Here is a 17,982-nt window from a genome sequence, read left to right on the forward strand (position 1 = left end):
CATTCCAAGTCATCTTTTTCAAGCCGTGCCGCGTTCCTCCCCCGAGCGCGAGCGATGCCCTGTTGCCATGAGCAAGTCCGACGATCTATCCAAGCTGTTCAGCCGCCATGGTGGCCACCCCGAGACCTACCGGGAGATTGTCCGCGAGGACGCTGCCGAAGAGGCCCAGCAGCGGTGGCCGTTGCTCGCGGCGCTGCGGGTAGATCGCAACGCCGTGGTGCCGCCGGTGCAGGCGCTGGGGATCGGCATGCCGGTGGCGCCCACCGCCGCGCCGCCAGTTATTGCGCCGGCGACCGCGCCGGTCATCGCGCCGGTCATCGCGCCGGTCATCGCGCCGGCCAACGCGGCGGTCACTGCGCCGGTCCTGCCGCACCTCCAGGCCGTCGCGCCACAGCCAGCGACCACGCCATCACAGCCCTTGCAACGCTCTGGCTGGCCGAATGCCACGGCAGCGGCCGCCGCGCCAGGACCCGCCGGCGCCACGCCGCTGGCGCAGGTGTTCGCGCGGCTCGAAGGCCAGGCTGCGCCCGCAGCGCAGCCGGAGCATACGCCGGCCCGTCGTTCCTTCCTCGATCGCCTGAAGCGCAGCTGAGCATCCGTCCGTGAAAATCGTAGCCGTTGTCTCCGCCAAAGGCGGAGTTGGGAAAACCACCTTGTCTGCCACGCTTGCCGATACGCTGGCGCAGGCCGGCAACCGTGTCCTCGCCATCGACCTCGACCCGCAGAATGCGCTGCGCCTGCACTTTGGCATGCCGGTGCAGGATGTCGCCGGCCATGCCCGCGCCACGCTCGCCGGCGAGCGCTGGCTGGAAAGCATCTGGCCGGGCGGACGGGCCCTGGTGATGCCGTTCGGCGGCCTCAACGAAACCGATCGCGCCGCCTTCGAGCAGCACCTCGCCACGCATCCGAACTGGCTGCGCACCCATCTGGACGCGCTCGGGCTGGCCGAAGACGACATCGTCGTCATCGACACGCCGCCCGGCCCGTCGCCATACATGCGCCAGGCACTGTCCTGCGCGCACGTCTGCCTGGTGGTGACGCTGCCGGATGCAGCGTCGTATGCCACCCTGCCGCTGATGGACGACCTGATCCGTACCTACTGCGAGCGCCGCCCCGGCTTTCTCGGCCACGCACTGGTCATCAACCAGGTCGACATGGCGCGCCAGCTGGGCAAGGACGTGGTCCAGGTCCTGCGCAACCAGCTGGGCGAGCGGGTCCTCGGGGTCATCCACCAGGACCAGGCCGTCCCGGAAGCGCTGGCGCACGACAGCACCGTCGTCGAGCGCAGCCCGCACAGCCAGGCCGGGCAGGATATCCGCCGCTGCGCCACCTGGCTGCGCGGCAGATTGCTGGCTCCCCAGGAAGCTACCCCGCAAGCCACTCTCCAAGAGCACGCCTGATGACTTCACCGAAGCTTTCCGGGCCTGCCAGGGCGCCGGCGTCGCCGAAGAGCGGCCTGGCTCAATCGCTGCTGGACCTGCCCTTCGATAACGCCGCCGGCCGCACGGCCGGGCTGCTGCTCGGCCTGCTGCTGTTCGCGATCGTCGTGACCGTGCCGCTGGATTTCTGGCAGCAGGTCGGATTCGCCGCGGCCTGCTACCTGATGGCCGCAGGCCTTTCCCGGACCAAGGGCCACCTCGCGACGCTGATGATGGTGATCCTGTCGCTGGCCGCCACCAGCCGCTACATGTACTGGCGCGTGACGGAGACCACGGCTTTCGAGTCCTGGATCGACATGGCCTTCGGTGCCGGGCTGCTCGCGGCCGAGGCCTATGCCTTCGTGGTGCTGGTGCTCGGCTACTTCCAGACCGCATGGCCGCTGCAGCGCAAGCCGCTGCCGATGCCGCAGGACCTGGCCGAGTGGCCGACCGTGGACATCTTCATCCCGACCTACAACGAGCCGCTGTCGGTGGTGAAGCCGACGGTCTTTGCGGCGATGTCGCTGGACTGGCCGCGCGACAAGATCAACGTCTACGTGCTGGACGATGGCCGTCGCGAGGAATTCCGCGCCTTCTGCGAAAAGGTCGGCGTCACGCACCTGACGCGCGACAACAACCGCCATGCCAAGGCGGGCAACATCAATGCGGCGCTGACGCGGACCAGCGGCGAGTATGTCGCGATCTTCGACTGCGACCACATCCCGACGCGCTCCTTCCTGCAGCTTTGCATGGGCTGGTTTCTGAAGGACCGCAAGCTGGCCATGCTGCAGACGCCGCACTATTTCTTCTCGCCCGACCCGTTCGAGAAGAACCTGCGGACGTTCCAGGACGTGCCCAACGAGGGCGAGCTGTTCTACGGGCTGGTGCAGGACGGCAACGATTTCTGGGACGCCACCTTCTTCTGCGGCTCCTGCGCGATCATCCGGCGTGCGCCGCTGCTGGAGGTTGGCGGCATCGCGGTCGAGACGGTAACCGAGGATGCCCACACCGCGCTGAAGCTGCACCGGCTGAAGTACAGCACCGCCTACCTGGCCATCCCGCAGGCCGCGGGGCTGGCAACGGAAAGCCTGTCCGGCCACGTTGGCCAGCGCATCCGCTGGGCGCGTGGCATGGCGCAGATCTGCCGCATCGACAATCCGCTGCTCGGGCCCGGCCTGTCGCTGCCACAGCGGCTGTGCTACCTGAACGCGATGCTGCATTTCTTCTACGGGCTGCCGCGGCTGGTATTCCTGACGGCACCGCTGGCGTACCTGCTGTTCGGCGCGCACGTGATCAATGCGCAGGCGCTGAGCATTGCCGTCTTTGCGCTGCCGCACCTGCTGCACGCGAACATGACCAACTCGCGCATCCAGGGACGCTTCCGGCATTCGTTCTGGAACGAGGTCTACGAGTCAGTGCTCGCGTGGTACATCATGCGGCCGACGCTGGTCGCCTTTATCAATCCGGCGGCGGGCAAGTTCAACGTGACGCCCAAGGGCGGCGTGATCGAGGAAGCTTACTTCGACTGGATCATCTCGCGTCCCTACCTGGTCCTGCTGGTATTCAACCTGCTGGGCTTCGGCCTGGGCGTCTGGCAACTCGCATCGGGCAACCATGGCATGCCCGATGAAGCGATCACGGTGGTCCTGAACCTGCTCTGGACCGCCTACAACCTGATCATCATCGGCGCATCCATCGCCGTGGCAAGCGAGACGCGGCAGGTGCGCGAGGCGCACCGCGTCGCGATGAAGCTGCCCGCGACGCTGCGCTTCGACGACGGCCGCGCCGTGGCCTGCGAGACCGTCGATTTTGCCGAGCGCGGCATCGGCATCCGGCTGCCCCAGGGCGTGGTGGCGCGTGTCGGCGAGCGCGTCGGGGTGTCGCTTTACCTGCAGAACGCCGAGCATGTGTTCCCGGCCCACGTGGTCTTCCAGGGGCAGAACCATACCGGCCTGCGCCTGGAGCAGATGGCCCCCGCGCAGGAAATGGCTTTCATCCAGTGCACTTTCTCCCGTGCCGACGCGTGGCTCGACTCGTGGGGCGCCAAGCGGCACGACGCGCCGCGGCTGGCGCTGCGCCAGATCATGCAGATCGGCCTGCTCGGCTTCCGCAACGTGACCTTCCACCTTGGCCGCGAGCTGCGCAAGCTGATGCGGCGCGGACAGGCGGCACGCACCTGAACTCCTGCTCCGCGATCCCCGGCTCGATTGCCTGCACCGGCGCTGTTCGACCCTGCCGGCCGCATCCGATCCCATACCCAACCTGGCACAAGGAATCCGCCTGAATCATGACGCCGCCCACTCCGGTCCGCACCCTGATCGCCCGTTGCGTCATTCCCCTGCTCGCGGCCTGCATGTGCGCTGCGGCGCAGGCGCAGCCGCGCGCGCCGCGGGACGTTGCCGCCCTGCCTGTCACGGCCGCTGCCACGGCCAATGCCGGTTCCGGCGTCCCCGCTGCGCGCCCTGGCAGCCGCGTGGTGTCGATGACGCTGAAGCAGCTCGGTGCGGACCTGCCGTTCCAGCTGCGCGGCGTGGACGGGATCAACGGCGTGCCCTTTTCCGTACGCGCGGACGAAGTCGTCACCGGTGCCCGCCTGAAGCTGCGCTACAGCTACTCTCCCGCGCTGCTGCCGCAGATCTCGCACATCAACGTGCTGGTCAACGGCGAGGTCGCGCAGACCGTGCCCGTGCCGCGCGACACGGCCGGCAGCAGCCTGGAGAAGGATCTGGCGCTGGAGCCCCGGCTGATCACCGAGTTCAACCGGCTCAACCTGCAGCTGATCGGTCACTACACCACTGACTGCGAAGACCCGTTCCATTCGAGCCTGTGGGCCACCGTCAGCAACAGCAGCGTGCTGGAACTCACGGTCATGCCGGTGGCGCTGGCCAATGACCTGGCGCTGTTGCCGCTGCCCTTCTTCGACCGCCGCGACGTCCGCCGCCTGAAGCTGCCGTTCGTGTTCGCCGGCTCGCCGTCGCCGGCGGCGCTGGAAGCGGCGGGCGCGGTGTCGTCCTGGTTCGGCGGGCTGGCGGGCTACCGTGGGGCCACCTTCCCGGTGTCGCTCAACCAGGTCCCGGCCGGCGGCAATGCCGTCGTGTTCGCCACGCAGCAGGAACGCCCGGCCGGCATCGAGCTGCCGCGGCTCGATGGCCCGACCCTGTCGATCGTGCCCCATCCCAATGACCCCGGCAGCAAGCTGCTGCTGGTGCTGGGCCGCGACAGCGCCGAACTGAAGACTGCGGCGCGCGCGCTGGTGCTGGGGGCCAAAGCCTTGTCGGGTCCGCGCGCCACCATCACGAGCCTTGACACCGTGGCGGCGCGCCAGCCCTACGATGCCCCGAACTGGCTGCGCAGCGACCGGCCGGTGCGCTTCGGCGAGCTGATGCCGGTGGAGCAGCTCAACGTGTCCGGCTATCAGCCGGACCTGGTACGCGTGAACTTCCGCGTGCCGCCCGACCTGTTCGGCTGGCGCTCGCGCGGCATCCCGATCGACCTGCGCTATCGCTACACGCCACGCCCGACGACAGACAAGTCCACGCTGAACGTCAACGTCAACCGCCAGTTCCTGCGCGCGTACACGCTGCGCTCGCTCAAGGACGGCGAGGGCAAGGCATCCGAACTGGTCGCGCGCGTGCTGCCCGATGGCTCGGTGCCGGCGCGCCACACGCTGCACCTGCCGCTGTTCATGCTGCCGGCGCAGTCGCAGCTGCAGTTCCATTACTACTACGACTACCTCAAGCAAGGCGCCTGCAAGGACGTGCTGGTCGACAACGTGAAGGGCGCCATCGACCCGGATTCGACCATCGACATCTCCGGCCTGCCGCACTTTATCGCCCTGCCCGACCTGGCCGCCTTCGGCAACAGCGGCTTCCCGTTCACGCGCCTGGCCGACCTGTCGGAAACGGCGGTGGTGCTGCCGGCAACGCCTTCGGCGGAAGACTATTCGACCTACCTGACGATGATGGGCCGCATGGGCGAGTCGACCGGGTATCCGGCGACCGGCGTGAGGATTGCCGCGCCGGCGGACGTGCAGCAGGTGGCCGACCGAGACCTGCTGGTGATCGGCACCGCGCAGAGCCAGCCGCTGCTGGCGCAATGGGCGGACCAGATGCCGGTATCGCTGGCCGGCGCAGGCAAGCGCTTTGCGCTGACCGGCGTCTACGACACCGTCAGGGGCTGGTGGAACGGTGCCGACGGCAATCGCAACCGCCCGGTCGAAGCGAACCTGTCGATCAACAGCCCCGGCACCGATGCGGCACTGGCCGGCTTCGAGTCGCCGCTGGCCGCAGGCCGCAGTGTGGTCGCCATTACCAGCAACACGCCGGGCGGCCTGCACGCCGTCGCCGATACCCTGCTGGACGCGGAGCGCCTGCCGCTGGTACAGGGCAGCCTGGTGCTGGTACGCGGCACCTCGGTCGACAGCCTCGCGGCACAGCAGAACTACTACGTCGGCAAGCTGAATCCCTGGACCTATGCGCACTGGTGGCTGTCGCAGCGGCCATACGCGCTGGTGCTGATGCTGGCGCTGGCCACGCCGTTGCTCGCCGCCGTGCTGTTCCTGATGCTGCGCCATCGTGCCAGGCGGCGCAAGGCAGGCCAGGCATGACCGCGACCGGACCCGACGCGCGCCGCCGCGCGCTGCTCGGCGCCGGCGCCATCGGCACGCTGGGTGCCGTTGCCGGCGCGTGGCCGGCCGTCGCGGCAGCGGCCGCCGCCACGCCGGCGCGTACCGCCTGTCCGTGGCCGCTCTACGAACAGTTCCTCAGCCGCTTCATGCAGGCCGACGGGCGTGTCATCGACACGTCCGTGCGCGAGCAGCACAGCACCTCCGAAGGCCAGTCCTACGCCATGGTGTTCGCGCTGATCGCCAACGACCGCGCCACCTTCGACAAGGCATGGCAATGGAGCGTGGCCAACCTTGGCGGCGGCGATCTCGCCGACAAGCTGCCCGCCTGGCGCTGGGGCAAGCGCGACGACGGTTCCTGGGGTGTCATGGATGCCAACCCGGCATCGGACGCCGACCTCTGGTACGCGTACGCGCTCGCCGAAGCCGCGCGCGCCTGGCAAGCGCCCGCCTATGCGCAGGCCGCGCGAGCGCTGCTGCGCCTGGTCGCGAAGCACGAGGTGGTGACGCTGCCCGGCTTCGGACCCATGCTCCTGCCCGGTCCGCAGGGCTTTGTCCATGACAAGGCCGATGGCGCGCATCTGTGGCGCCTCAACGCCAGCTACATGCCGGTGCCGCTGCTGCGACGGCTGGCCACGTTCGACCCTGCCGGGCCCTGGGGCGCGCTGGCGAACCAGGTGCCCGCGATGGTGCAGGCGGTGGCCCCGCGCGGCATCGTGCCGGACTGGTCCGCCTACCAGTCCGGACCGAACCAGCCGGCGCGCTGGAGCATCGATCCGGACAAGGGCGATGTCGGCAGCTACGACGCCATCCGCGTCTACCTGTGGGCCGGCCTCACGCCAAAGGCCGACGCGGCGTCGCGCCGGCTGATGCAGGCGCTCGCCCCGGTCGCGCAACTGATGCATGGCCGGCCGGCGCCGCCGGAAAAAATGCACGCCGCCACCGGTGCGCTCGCAGGCGAAGGCTCGCCCGGCTTCTCGGCCGCACTGGTGCCGTTCCTGCAGGCTGCCGGCTCGCCGGCGGCTGCGGTGCAGCGCGCGCGCGCACAAGGCCTGGGCGACGCGGCGTCCAGGGCCACTTATTACGACACCGTTCTGGGCCTGTTCGGACTCGGGCACGCCGACGGTCACTATCACTTCGTCCCGTCGGGACAACTGGAGCTGCGGTGGTTGCAGGGCAAGAGCGGAGACAAGGCATGCGCACGGCAATGAAGCGGACTCGCGAGTCCTCCCGCCGGCGCATACGTACGCATGCGCTGGTGCTGGCGCTGCTGGCCGGGGCCATCGCACCGGCCGCACCTGCAGCGGCGCAGGAAGATCCCGTCAAGGCGCTCGTCGAGCAAGGCAAGTACTGGCAGGCGCGCAGCCGGCCGGACCGGGCGGCCGAGGTGTGGCAGAAGCTGCTGCGCCTGAACCCGGCGCAACCGGACGCGCTGCATGGCATGGGCGTCGCCGAGCTGGAGGCCGGACGGCCGGATTCGGCGCGCACCTACCTGGATCGCCTGCAGAAGGCGGCACCAGGCTCCGCGCTGGCCCGGCAGCTGGGCGAACAGATCGCGCGCGGCGGCAGCGCCGGCGCACGGCAGCAGGTCGAACAGGCTCGCCAGCTCGCGCGCAGCGGGCAATCCGAGCAGGCCGTCAAACGCTATGAGGAAGCCGCCGGCGGCAACGTGCCGCAGGGCGACCTGGCGCTCGAGTATTACCAGACGCTGGGCGGCACCGCGCAGGGGTGGGAGGCCGCACGGCAGGGGCTGGAGCGCCTGGCGCGCGCCAATCCGGCCGATGCCCGCGCGCAACTGGCACTCGCGCAGCACCTGACGTACCGCGACAACACGCGCCGGGACGGCATCCGCCAGCTGGAAAGCCTGGCCAGCCGCGCCGATGTCGGCAAGGACGCCACCGAAAGCTGGCGCCGCGCGCTGGGCTGGCTCGGCCAGCGCCCCGCGGACGCCCCGCTCTACCAGGCCTGGCTCGCAGCGCATCCCGACGACGCCGCCATCCGCGCCCGGCTGGAAGCCGCGACGCGCCAGCCTGCCACTGCCCGCCAGCCCGGCGCGGCGGCCGCCGACGCGATGCGCGGCATCGTTCAGCAGGGATTTGCGGCACTGAACGCCGGCGACCTGGCAAGTGCCGGCGAGCGCTTCCAGGGCGCACTCGCGCAACAGCCCAACGATCCCGATGCGCTCGGCGGCATGGGCGTGCTGCGTCTCAGGCAGGAACAGTTCGCGGAGGCCGCGGACTACTTCGCGCGCGCATCGCGCCACGGCGCCGGCAGCCGGTACCGCCAGGCCAGCAACAGCGCCAACTACTGGTTGCTGGTGCAGCGCGCCGCCGCCCGGCGCGAGGCCGGCAACGCCGGCGAAGCGCGCCGCCTGCTCGAGCAGGCGCAAGGCATCGAGCCGAACGAACCCGCCGCGCAGGTGGCCCTGGCCGACCTGCAGGCCGACGCACGCCAGTACGCCGCCGCCGAGGCGGGCTACCGCCGCGTGCTGCGCGCGCACCCTGAGAACGCTGCCGCCACGCGCGGACTGGTGGAGGTGCTGCAGGCGCAGAACAAGGCCACCGAGGCACTGGCGCTGGTCGAGCGCATGACGCCGGCCCAGCGCGGTCAGCTTGCCCCGCTCGGGCGGCTGCGTGCCGACCAGGCCCGCGCTCACGCGCGCCAGGCCATGCAGCAAGGCGACACGGCCAGCGCGCGCCGTCTGCTCGAAGATGCGATGGCTGCCGACCCGACCAACGCCTGGGTGCGCCTGGAGGTCGCACGCCTGTATATCGCGATGGGCATGAAGGACCAGGCCCGCGGCGTCATGGACAACCTGCTGCTGTCCGTGCCGGGCGATCCCGAAGCGCTGTATGCCAGCGCGCTGGCCGCCGCGGAATCGAATGAATGGCAGCGCGGCCTGGACCTGCTCGAGCGCGTGCCCGCCAACCGGCGCAGCGCCGACATGGGCAAGCTCCAGGGACGCCTGTGGGTCCACGCCGAAGCGGCGCGCGCCAGTGAGCTGGCCGCTGCCGGCCAGCAGGCCGCCGCCATCGGCGTGCTGCAACAGGCCGAGCGCTTCGCCGGACAGGATGCGGAACTGACCGGGGCGATCGCACAGGGCTACGCGGATGCGGGCGACACCGCGCGCGCACTGTCGCTGATGCGCAATGCGATGCGCCGCGCGGTGGTGCCCGATGCGGGCCTGCAGCTCCAATATGCCGCGGTCCTGCTCAAGGCGCAGCAGGACATGGAACTGGCCGGCCTGTTGCGCCAGCTTGCCGGCGCCGAAATGACGCCCGAGCAGCGGCGCGGCTACGACGATATCCGTATCGCCTATATCGTCCGGCAGGCCGACGCGCTGACTGCGGCGGGCGATCTCGTCGCCGCCTACGACACCCTCGCCACGGCACTCTCCGAGCGCGGCGGCAACCCGTCGGTGCGGGCCAGCCTGGCGCGCATGTACGCGCAGGCCGGCGAGAACGACAAGGCGCTCTCGCTCTATGAAAGCGTGCTCGCCAGGGAGCCGGCCAACCTCGACCTGCGGCTGGCCGCGATCGGTACCGCCACGGCCGCCAAGGAATACGGCTGGGCCGAGCGTGCCCTGCAGCCGGCCCTGAAGCAGGCACCGGAGTCTCCGGAGGTGCTGACCGCGGCCGGCCGCCTGTACAAGGCCCAGGGCAAGAATGCCAGGGCGGCGGAGTACTTCCGTGCCGCGGTCGCGGCCGAAGGCAGCCGCGCGGGCGTTGCCGGCGCCGGTGTGCAGCCCGGCGGCGGTTTCGACCGCGTGCCGGCCAATCCCTTCGTCGGGCTGCCGGGCCAGCGGCAGGCGTCGACGCTGCCGCCGGCAGGATCGCCTGCGCCGTACCCGGCCGTGCCGGGGATGGCAATGCGGCAGGCCGCCGGCATGGCGCCGGGACAGCCTTATATCCCGCAGCCCGCCGCCACCGCCGCCACCGCCGGCACCGCGCTGGCGATGGCGGCGGCTCCGATGACGGGGCCGGCGTCGTACTACCCTGCTGCCACCGGCACCCCCAGCGCCGCGGCACGCCCCGCCAAGGCCGGGCGCACGCCCGCTGCCGGGGCGCAGCCGACTGTGCAGCCATATGCACAGCCACACGTGCAGCCCGAACTGGTGCCCACGCAAGCGTACGCGGCCGGTGTCCCGGTATCGGCCCAGCCTCCGCTTGGCGCGCAGTCGCGCCTGCCATGGCTGGCCGATGCCGACGTGCCAGCCGCGCCTGCCGGTCCGAAGACCGCGCTGGAAGAGCTGCGCGAGATCGAGCAGCAGCGCACCAGCTCGTTCGCGGGCGGCCCGATGCTGCGCGGGCGCAGCGGCGACTCCGGCATGAGCCAGCTGACCGAACTGCAGGTGGTGGCCGAAGGCAAGGTGCCGGCCGGCGACGGCAAGCTGGTGGCGCGGGTCACGCCGGTGGCGCTCGATGCGGGCACCGTCGGATCCGACTTCAACAATGGCAGCCGCTTTGGCGCCGGCCCGCAAGGCTGGGCGGTGCCCGGCACCGGCCAGAACCTGTTCGGGCAGAACCTGACCTCGACATCGGCCGGCTCGCAAAGTGCTTTTGGGATGGCGCTTGGCGTGGCGTACGAGGCCGAGCGCTTCGGCGTGGACATCGGCAGCACGCCGCTTGGCTTCCGCTACACCGACGTCAATGCCGGCGCGCGCCTGAACCTGCCCCTCACGCAGCGGACCACGCTCGGCCTGGCGGCGGCGCGCCGCCCGGTCACCGACAGCCTGCTGTCCTACGCGGGCGCGCGCGACGAGCGCACCGGCGTGACCTGGGGCGGCGTGATGGCGACCGGAGGCCGTGCCGAACTCGGTTGGAGCGACGGTTCGTTCGGCATCTACGGCTACGGCGGCTACAGCGTGCTGACTGGCCACGATGTCGCGCGCAACAACAAGTGGGAAGGCGGCGGCGGCTTCTACATGAAGCTGGTCGACTCGGATACGCAGCGCTTCACCTCGGGCATCAACTTCACCTCGATGGGCTACAGCGAGAACCTGCGCTATTTCACCGTCGGCCATGGCGGCTACTTCAGCCCGCAGACGTACTTCTCGGTCACGGTACCGCTGGCGCTGGAAGGACGCAGCGGCCGGCTGTCCTACCATGTGCGCGGCGCGCTGGGCGTGCAGGCCTTCAACGAGGACGATGCCCCATATTTCCCGACCGATGCCGGTGCCCAGGCCGCGGCCAATGCCGCGGTCGCGCTGGCCAGGGCCAGCAACCTGACCAGCCAGACCTCGGCGGTCTATGCCGGCCAGTCGAAGACCGGCCTGGCCTACAACCTGGTCGGGTCACTGGAGTACCAGGCGGCACAGCAGCTCTATGTCGGGGGCCTGGTCGGCATCGACAATGCGCGCGACTACCGGCAGTGGTACGCCGGCATGTACGTGCGCTACGCGCTGCAGCGCCAGACAGGCCAGATCGGCTTCCCGCCTTCGCCACCCCGGTCAGCGGTCGCGCCGCTGCCCTTCTGAGGCGCCGAACGATACCAGTGACGATGGCGGCGATGATGGCGGCCACGGCCGCCTGTCGGCGCTGATGGCGCCCGGCATTCCGGTCGTTTGCCGTCGCCCCTGCATTTTTGCCCCCAAAACTTCCATTCGTGCTTGTCCATCGCTACGACAACCTTCTTGTGCTCTTCTCCGTGCTGGTGGCGGCGATGGCATCCTATACGGCGCTGACCCTGGCAAGCCGGCTGGCCAACGCGCGCGGCAACGCCGTCCAGGCCTGGCTTGCGGCGGGCAGCGTGGTGATGGGACTTGGCATCTGGTCGATGCATTTCGTCGGCATGCTCGCATTGCGGCTGCCAATCCCGCTGGGCTACGACCTGCCTTTGACGGTGTATTCGCTGCTGATCGCAGTGGGCGCGTCGGGCTTTGCACTGCGGCTGGTATGCACGGATACCCTGCCATGGCGACGGCTCGCACTCGGTGCGATGCTGATGGGCGGCGCCGTGGCGGGCATGCACTACACCGGCATGGCGGCGATGCGCATGCATCCCGCCATCGACCATGATCCGCTGCTGGTTGCGCTGTCCGTCGTGGTGGCCGTATCGGCATGCGGCGCGGCACTCTGGATGGCGTTCCAGCTTCGCCACCACGGCCGTCACACCGCCCAGCTTCGCCTTGGCGCGGCGGGGGTGATGGGCCTGGCTATCGCTTCGATGCACTACATCGGCATGGCAGCTGCGCGCTTCGCGCCCGGCAGCGTCTGCGGTGCCGCGGACAACGGCCTGGCAAGCGACGAGCTGGCGCTGCCGATCCTGGTCGTCACCGTCTGCGTGCTGGCCGTGGCATTGGTGACGGCCATGCAAGACCTGCGGGTCGAGGCCCGCACCGCGGCGCTGGCCACGTCGCTGGCGGCGGCGAGGCAGGAGCTCGGCTACCTGGCGCTGCACGACAAGCTGACCAGGCTGCCCAACCGCGCGCTGCTGGAAGACCGTTTCGAGCAGGCGCTGCGGGCCGCGGCACGGCATCGGCGGCGCATGGCGGTGCTGTTCATCAACCTCGATGGCTTCAAGGGCATCAACGATTCCTTCGGCCACCATGTCGGCGATCACGTGCTTGCCGAAGCGGCGCGCCGCATCGGCGCCAGTCTCGGTGCCGGCGACACCGCCGGCCGGCTCGGCGGCGACGAGATCGTGCTGCTGGCCGCGGTCGACGCGCCCGAAGACGCAAATACCCTGGCGTTGCGCATCCTCGATGACCTGCGCGAACCGCTCCAGGTCTGGGGCGCTGGCGGCAAGTCCCTGCAGATCTCCGCCAGCATCGGCATCGCCATCTATCCGGACAACGGCAGCACGCAGCGCACGCTGCTGCGCAATGCCGACGCGGCGATGCATCATGCCAAGGCATCCGGCCGCGACAGCTGCTGCTTCTTCACGCATGCCATGAATGACGACGCACAGGCGCGGCTGGAACTGGCACAGGACCTGCGCCAGGCACTGAAGCGCAACGAATTCGAGCTGCACTACCAGCCGAAGATCGCGGCCTCCGACGGCAGCGTGGTGGGCGCCGAGGCGCTGTTGCGCTGGCGGCATCCCAGGCAAGGCTTGCTGACGCCCGACCAGTTCATCGGGCTGGCGGAAAAGAGCGGCCTGATCCTGCAGATCGGCGCCTGGGCGCTGGAAGAAGCCTGCGCACAGCTGGCCCGCTGGCACGCCGCGGGAAGCAGCCAGTGGACCATCGCGGTGAACGTGAGCGGCGTCCAGTTCGGCCACCCTGCGCTGATCGGCACCGTGCGCGCCGCGATCGAGCGGCACCGGCTCGACCCGCGCGCGCTGACGGTCGAAGTCACCGAGTCGACGGCGATGCGAGACATGGAGAGCAGCCTGGCGATCCTGCGCCAGCTTGACGAAATGGGCGTGCGCATTGCCATCGACGACTTCGGCACGGGGCACTCCAGCCTGCTCTATCTCAAGCGCATGCCGGCCAAAGAACTGAAGATCGACCGCGACTTCGTGCGCGACCTCGGGCGCGACAGCGAGGACGCGGCAATTGTGGCTGCCATCATCGCGCTCGGCCGCACGCTCAGCCTGACCATCGTCGCCGAGGGCATAGAGACCGCCGCGCAGCAAGCGACGCTGACCAGGCTCGGCTGCGATGTCCTGCAGGGCTACCTGATCGGCGCGCCGGTCTCGGCGGAGGACTTTACGGCGACGATGGCATCGAGGGAACACGCCCGGGCCGTTTCGTGACCCCGGGCCTTCACCGGAACCCGATGCGCCGCGCCCCTTCCCGGAACAGCGCCTCCCCGTCGGCATCGAACGGGAACGTCAGCAGGAAGTCCTCGAGCGTATAGCGCGGCGCGACCTTGTAGATCGCCGCGGCCTGGGCCCGCGCCTGCTCCAGCGAGTCGGCCAGCGCCAGCGTGCAGGCGGCGATGGCGTGGATATGCGGAAAGACGTTGGGCCGCGCGGCGGCCTTGACGGCCCAGCCGGCGGCTTCCTCGAATTGCCCGAGCCGGACCAGTGCCATCGCCCGCGTGGCCAGCATGCCGAACAGCATTGGGTCTAACGGACTCAACTGGCGCGACAGGTCCGATGAATCGATGGCCGCCTGCGGGTCGCCCGAGATCGAGCGGACGAACGACAGGTTGTAGTGCCCTAACGCGAAGTTGGGGCTCAGGTCGATGGATTGCTCCAGCTCGCCCACGGACTCTTCGGGACGGCCCCGCAGCCACAGCGCGCGCCCCATCGCCCAGTGCACCGCGGGATCGCGGTCATCCGCCATCATGCCCTGCACCGCGGCTTCGTAGGCCTTGTCGATTTCCGGTCCGCGCTTCTCCCAGTTCTGGAACGCGTCCTGGAAATGCGTGAAGGACAGGCCGGCGTAGGCGCGCGAGAAGGTGGGGTCGAGCCGCAGCGCCGTCTGGAAGAAATGCCGGGCCATCTCGTTGTCGGCCCGGCGATACCGGTACATGTGCCACAGGCCGCAGTGGTAGGCTTCCCATGCATCGAGCGAACCTGGCGGCTTCAGGATGGCGCGGTTGCGCTCCAGCGTCTCGATCTCGCCGGCAATGGAGGCGACGATGCGGTTGCCGACTTCTTCCAGCACAAGGAAGGCATCGTCCAGCTTGTGGTGGAACGTGTCCGCCCAGACGATCCGGGCGCTGCGTGTCTCGGCCAGTTCGACAGTCACGGTCAGGCGCCCTTCGCGCGTGCTGACGGTGCCGCCCACGACGTAGTCGACATTCAGTGTCCGGCCTGCTGCTTCCGCGCCGACGTGGCGCTCATGCAGCGCGAACACGGTCCCCTGCGCGATGACAAAGAGGCTGCGCAGCTTGGCAAGCCGCGTGATGATGTCATGCGCCAGTGCATCGGCGGCGCCGCCGCGCGCCGGCGCCGCGGTGGACGGGTCGACGAAAGGCATCACGGCGATGGAGCCGTGCCGGGCAATTGCCGGTGAGGCGTCGGCGGCTGCAGCAGTGCTGGCGACCGCGGCGTCTGCGACGACTGCGACGACCGCGGTGCGGCCCGCTGCCCCTGCCACCGGCGCGGCCATGGCCGCGCGCCAGGCATGGCGGATCGGCCGGCTGTCCAGCCCTTCGGCCTCGAACAGCGTGGTGGTTGCGGCGACATGTTCTTCCCCTTCGCGAAGGCGGCCCTGGCGGGCGAGCGCGGCGAGGATGGCTGCGTGCACCTGCTGGTCGAATGGCGCGAGCTCGCGCCACTTGTCCAGGTAGACGAACGTCTCTTCGTCGGCAGCGCCCTGCGCGAGCTGCTCGAGCAGGGCGGCGTGGCAGGCGCGGAAGCGCCGCCGTTGCGCGGTGAGCCACGTGCTGAACGCCGGGCAGCGGGCAAGCTCGAGGCCTTCCAGGAAATCCCCTTCGAACAGCATCGCCAGGGCTTGCTGCCGCTCCGGGGCGAGGGCCGATACGCCAGCCTCGATGGCTTGCGCCACCGCCAGCGCATCGACAAACCCGTCCGCCAGGTCCAGCCAGATGCTGTCCCCGCTGGTGCGCAGCCGCTGCCTCTCTTCTGAATCGACGAGCTTGCGGATCCGGCTCAGGCACCAGCGCAATTCGCCACGTGGATCGTTGGGCACCTCCCACAGCAGTTCGCAAAGCTGGCTGCGCAGCACCGGCCGCGGCGCGAGCGCCAGGTACGCCAGCAGCGCGCGGACTTTCCTCGACGCCGGCAGCGAAAGCGCAACGCCCTGCTGCCGGACACGAAGCGGCCCAAGCATCTGGATCTGCACTGGCGGGATGCCGGCCTGGGGCGTCAGGTTCGATTCCACGGCAATTTCCACGCCGGCTACCACGCCACCTTCCACGCGCGCGGCAAATGATCGGGACCGGAACGACCTGGAGACAGGAAAGGAGACAGGATCATGGACACCACCGTGCATGTGCGCAGCCGCGGTCATCTCACCATTGCGCTTGCGGCCGGGGCGGTTTTCGCGCTGGGGCTCGGCCTGCGCCAGTCGCTGCCGCTCTTCATCAGCTTACTCAACTCTCATACCGGCGTCGGCTATGCCACCGTCAGCCTGGCCTTTGGCGTATCGCAGCTGATGTGGGGCGTGGCGCAACCGGTGGCGGGCGCGATCGCGGACCGCTGGGGGCCGCGCCCGGTGATGATCGCCGGTGCCACGCTGTTTGCCGCCGCGGTCGCGGCCACGCCGGCCGCGGACAGTGCCATGGCGCTGATGCTGCTGATCGGAGTGGCTGCCGCCGCCGGCTCCGGCGCGATCGGGCCGGCCATGCTGATGTCGGCGGCGAACCGGCTGATCCCCGAGGCACACCGCGCCCTTGCCAGCGGCATTGTCAACGCGGGCGGCTCGGTCGGCCAGTTCACGATCCTGCCCCTGACACAGTTGCTGATCGGCACTGCGGGCTGGCAGCCGGCACTGGTGTTGCTGGGCGCGGCAGGACTGGCCGCGATCCCGGCAATCCGGACCATCACCCGCGCGGCGCCCGCGCACGGCAGTGCCCCCGCCGGCACCCCTTGCGGCGGTACGGTGGGCGCTGCATTGCGCGGCGCGATGCGCGATCCCAGCTTCCTGCTGCTCAACGCGGGCTTCTTCGCCTGTGGCTTCCACATTGCGTTCATTTCCACGCACCTGCCGGGCGTGGTCGCGCTTTGTGGAATGCCCGCCACAGTGAGCGCGTGGTCGCTGTCGCTGATCGGCCTGTGCAACATCCTGGGGAGCCTGTTCATCGGCAAGGCCATCCAGACCGTGTCGATGAAATACGCGCTGACCGCCATCTACTTCGCTCGGGCGCTGCTGATCCTGGCGTTCTTCATGGCGCCGAAGACGCGGTTGACCATCGCCCTGTTCGCTGCCGGACTCGGCTTTACATACCTGTCGACCGTGCCGCCGACCATCGGCCTGGTCGCGAGGCTGCACGGCGCCCGTTATCTGGCCACGCTGTTCGGCGTCGTCATGCTGTCGCACCAGCTTGGCGGATTCCTGGGCGCGTGGCTTGGTGGCAAGGCCTTCGAGATGACGGGCAGCTACGACTGGATGTGGCTGGCCGACATCGCGCTTTGCCTGCTTTCCGCCACGCTGCACCTGCCGATCCGCGAGGCACGCCCGCTGCCGCTCGCTGCCGGGCAGGTCCAACCCACCTGAGAACCTGAGGAGACTGTCATGCGTTCATTCCACTCGGCGTCCCTGCCTGTGCCCTCCCACACCTTCTTTCGCGAGGCGGGCGCCGGACCCGGCGTGGTCTGCATCCATGCCAATGCCGGCACCTCCGGACAATGGCGTGCGCTGATGGAACACCTCGCACCGGGGTTCCACGTCCTGGCGCCGGATTCCTATGACGCGGGCCAGGGTCCGCACTGGCCGTCGGACCGGGTCATTTCGCTACGCGACGAGGTGGCGCTGATCGAGCCGGTGCTTGGCAAGGCTGGCGCGTCGCTGGCCCTGGTGGGGCATTCGTATGGCGCCGCGGTGGCGCTGGTCGCCGCGCTGGCGCAACCCGACCGCGTGCGCGCGCTCGTGCTGTATGAGCCCACGCTGTTCTCGCTGGTCGATGCGCAACAGCCCGCGCCGAATGACGCCGATGGCATTCGCCATACCGTCGCCGCCGCGGCGGCGGCGCTCGACGCCGGCAACGAGGACGCCGCTGCCGAGCACTTTATCGACTACTGGATGGGAGCGGGAGCGTGGCGTCAGACACCGGCGCAACGCAAGCCACCGATTGCCGCCTCGGTGAGGAATGTCCGCCGGTGGGCGCACGCGCTGTTCACGGAGCCCACGCCGCTGCAGGCATTCCGGTCACTCGACGTGCCGGTGCTCTGCCTGGTCGGCAAGCGCTCGACGCCGTCGGCGCATGCCGTGGCGCGGCTGCTGACTGCGGCATTGCCGCGGGTGGAAGTGGTGGAGTTCGCGCAGCTCGGGCATATGGGCCCGTTGACGCATCCGGACGCAGTCAACCCGGTGATCGCGGAGTTCCTTGGACGCCACCAGCGATGAGCCTCCTCCGTTCCTTC

The 17,982-nt window shown here is 69.7% G+C and carries 10 protein-coding genes; 9 read left to right on the plus strand and 1 reads right to left on the minus strand.

Annotated features, from left to right (window positions below; all coding sequences use genetic code 11):
* Window positions 1–67 precede the first annotated feature (67 nt).
* The 7 genes from bcsP to J8I82_RS05390 all read left to right on the plus strand — a co-directional run bounded on the left by bcsP (window position 68) and on the right by J8I82_RS05390 (window position 13,740).
* Window positions 68–592, plus strand: a complete 525-nt coding sequence (gene bcsP, locus J8I82_RS05360; RefSeq protein WP_209755107.1) for a cellulose biosynthesis protein BcsP — start codon at window positions 68–70, stop codon at window positions 590–592.
* A gap of 10 nt (window positions 593–602) precedes the next feature.
* On the plus strand, window positions 603–1,400 hold the full coding sequence (gene bcsQ, locus J8I82_RS05365; RefSeq protein WP_209755109.1) for a cellulose biosynthesis protein BcsQ: 798 nt from the start codon (window positions 603–605) through the stop codon (window positions 1,398–1,400).
* Window positions 1,400–3,598 (plus strand): UDP-forming cellulose synthase catalytic subunit, encoded by a 2,199-nt coding sequence (gene bcsA, locus J8I82_RS05370; RefSeq protein WP_209755111.1) that lies wholly within the window; start codon window positions 1,400–1,402, stop codon window positions 3,596–3,598. Before bcsQ ends, bcsA begins: the two co-directional genes overlap by 1 nt.
* Before the next feature lie 107 nt (window positions 3,599–3,705).
* On the plus strand, window positions 3,706–6,024 hold the full coding sequence (gene bcsB / locus J8I82_RS05375) for a cellulose biosynthesis cyclic di-GMP-binding regulatory protein BcsB (protein WP_245179461.1): 2,319 nt from the start codon (window positions 3,706–3,708) through the stop codon (window positions 6,022–6,024).
* Entirely contained in the window at window positions 6,021–7,253 is a 1,233-nt protein-coding gene (gene bcsZ / locus J8I82_RS05380; RefSeq protein ID WP_209755113.1) for a cellulose synthase complex periplasmic endoglucanase BcsZ, read from the plus strand. The genes bcsB and bcsZ overlap by 4 nt, the downstream gene beginning before the upstream one ends.
* Entirely contained in the window at window positions 7,238–11,518 is a 4,281-nt protein-coding gene (locus J8I82_RS05385) for a cellulose biosynthesis protein BcsC (protein ID WP_245179462.1), read from the plus strand. The genes bcsZ and J8I82_RS05385 overlap by 16 nt, the downstream gene beginning before the upstream one ends.
* Before the next feature lie 128 nt (window positions 11,519–11,646).
* On the plus strand, window positions 11,647–13,740 hold the full coding sequence (locus J8I82_RS05390; protein WP_209755116.1) for a putative bifunctional diguanylate cyclase/phosphodiesterase: 2,094 nt from the start codon (window positions 11,647–11,649) through the stop codon (window positions 13,738–13,740).
* Between the two features lie 10 nt (window positions 13,741–13,750).
* Here the strand turns inward: J8I82_RS05390 and J8I82_RS05395 are convergent, their stop codons facing one another.
* Complete coding sequence (locus tag J8I82_RS05395; protein WP_284182916.1) at window positions 13,751–15,781, minus strand: transcriptional regulator; 2,031 nt, start codon at window positions 15,779–15,781, stop codon at window positions 13,751–13,753.
* 93 nt (window positions 15,782–15,874) lie between these two features.
* On the opposite strand from J8I82_RS05395, the gene J8I82_RS05400 reads away from it, so the two are divergent.
* The gene (locus J8I82_RS05400) at window positions 15,875–17,116 is read left to right on the plus strand and encodes an MFS transporter (protein ID WP_209755120.1); all 1,242 of its coding nucleotides are present in this window, start codon (window positions 15,875–15,877) and stop codon (window positions 17,114–17,116) included.
* 18 nt (window positions 17,117–17,134) lie between these two features.
* Window positions 17,135–17,965, plus strand: coding sequence for an alpha/beta fold hydrolase (locus tag J8I82_RS05405; protein WP_209755122.1), 831 nt, complete (start codon window positions 17,135–17,137; stop codon window positions 17,963–17,965).
* Window positions 17,966–17,982: the final 17 nt, after the last annotated feature.

Source organism: Cupriavidus consociatus, assembly GCF_017814975.1.
In the GTDB taxonomy this organism is placed as follows: domain Bacteria; phylum Pseudomonadota; class Gammaproteobacteria; order Burkholderiales; family Burkholderiaceae; genus Cupriavidus; species Cupriavidus consociatus.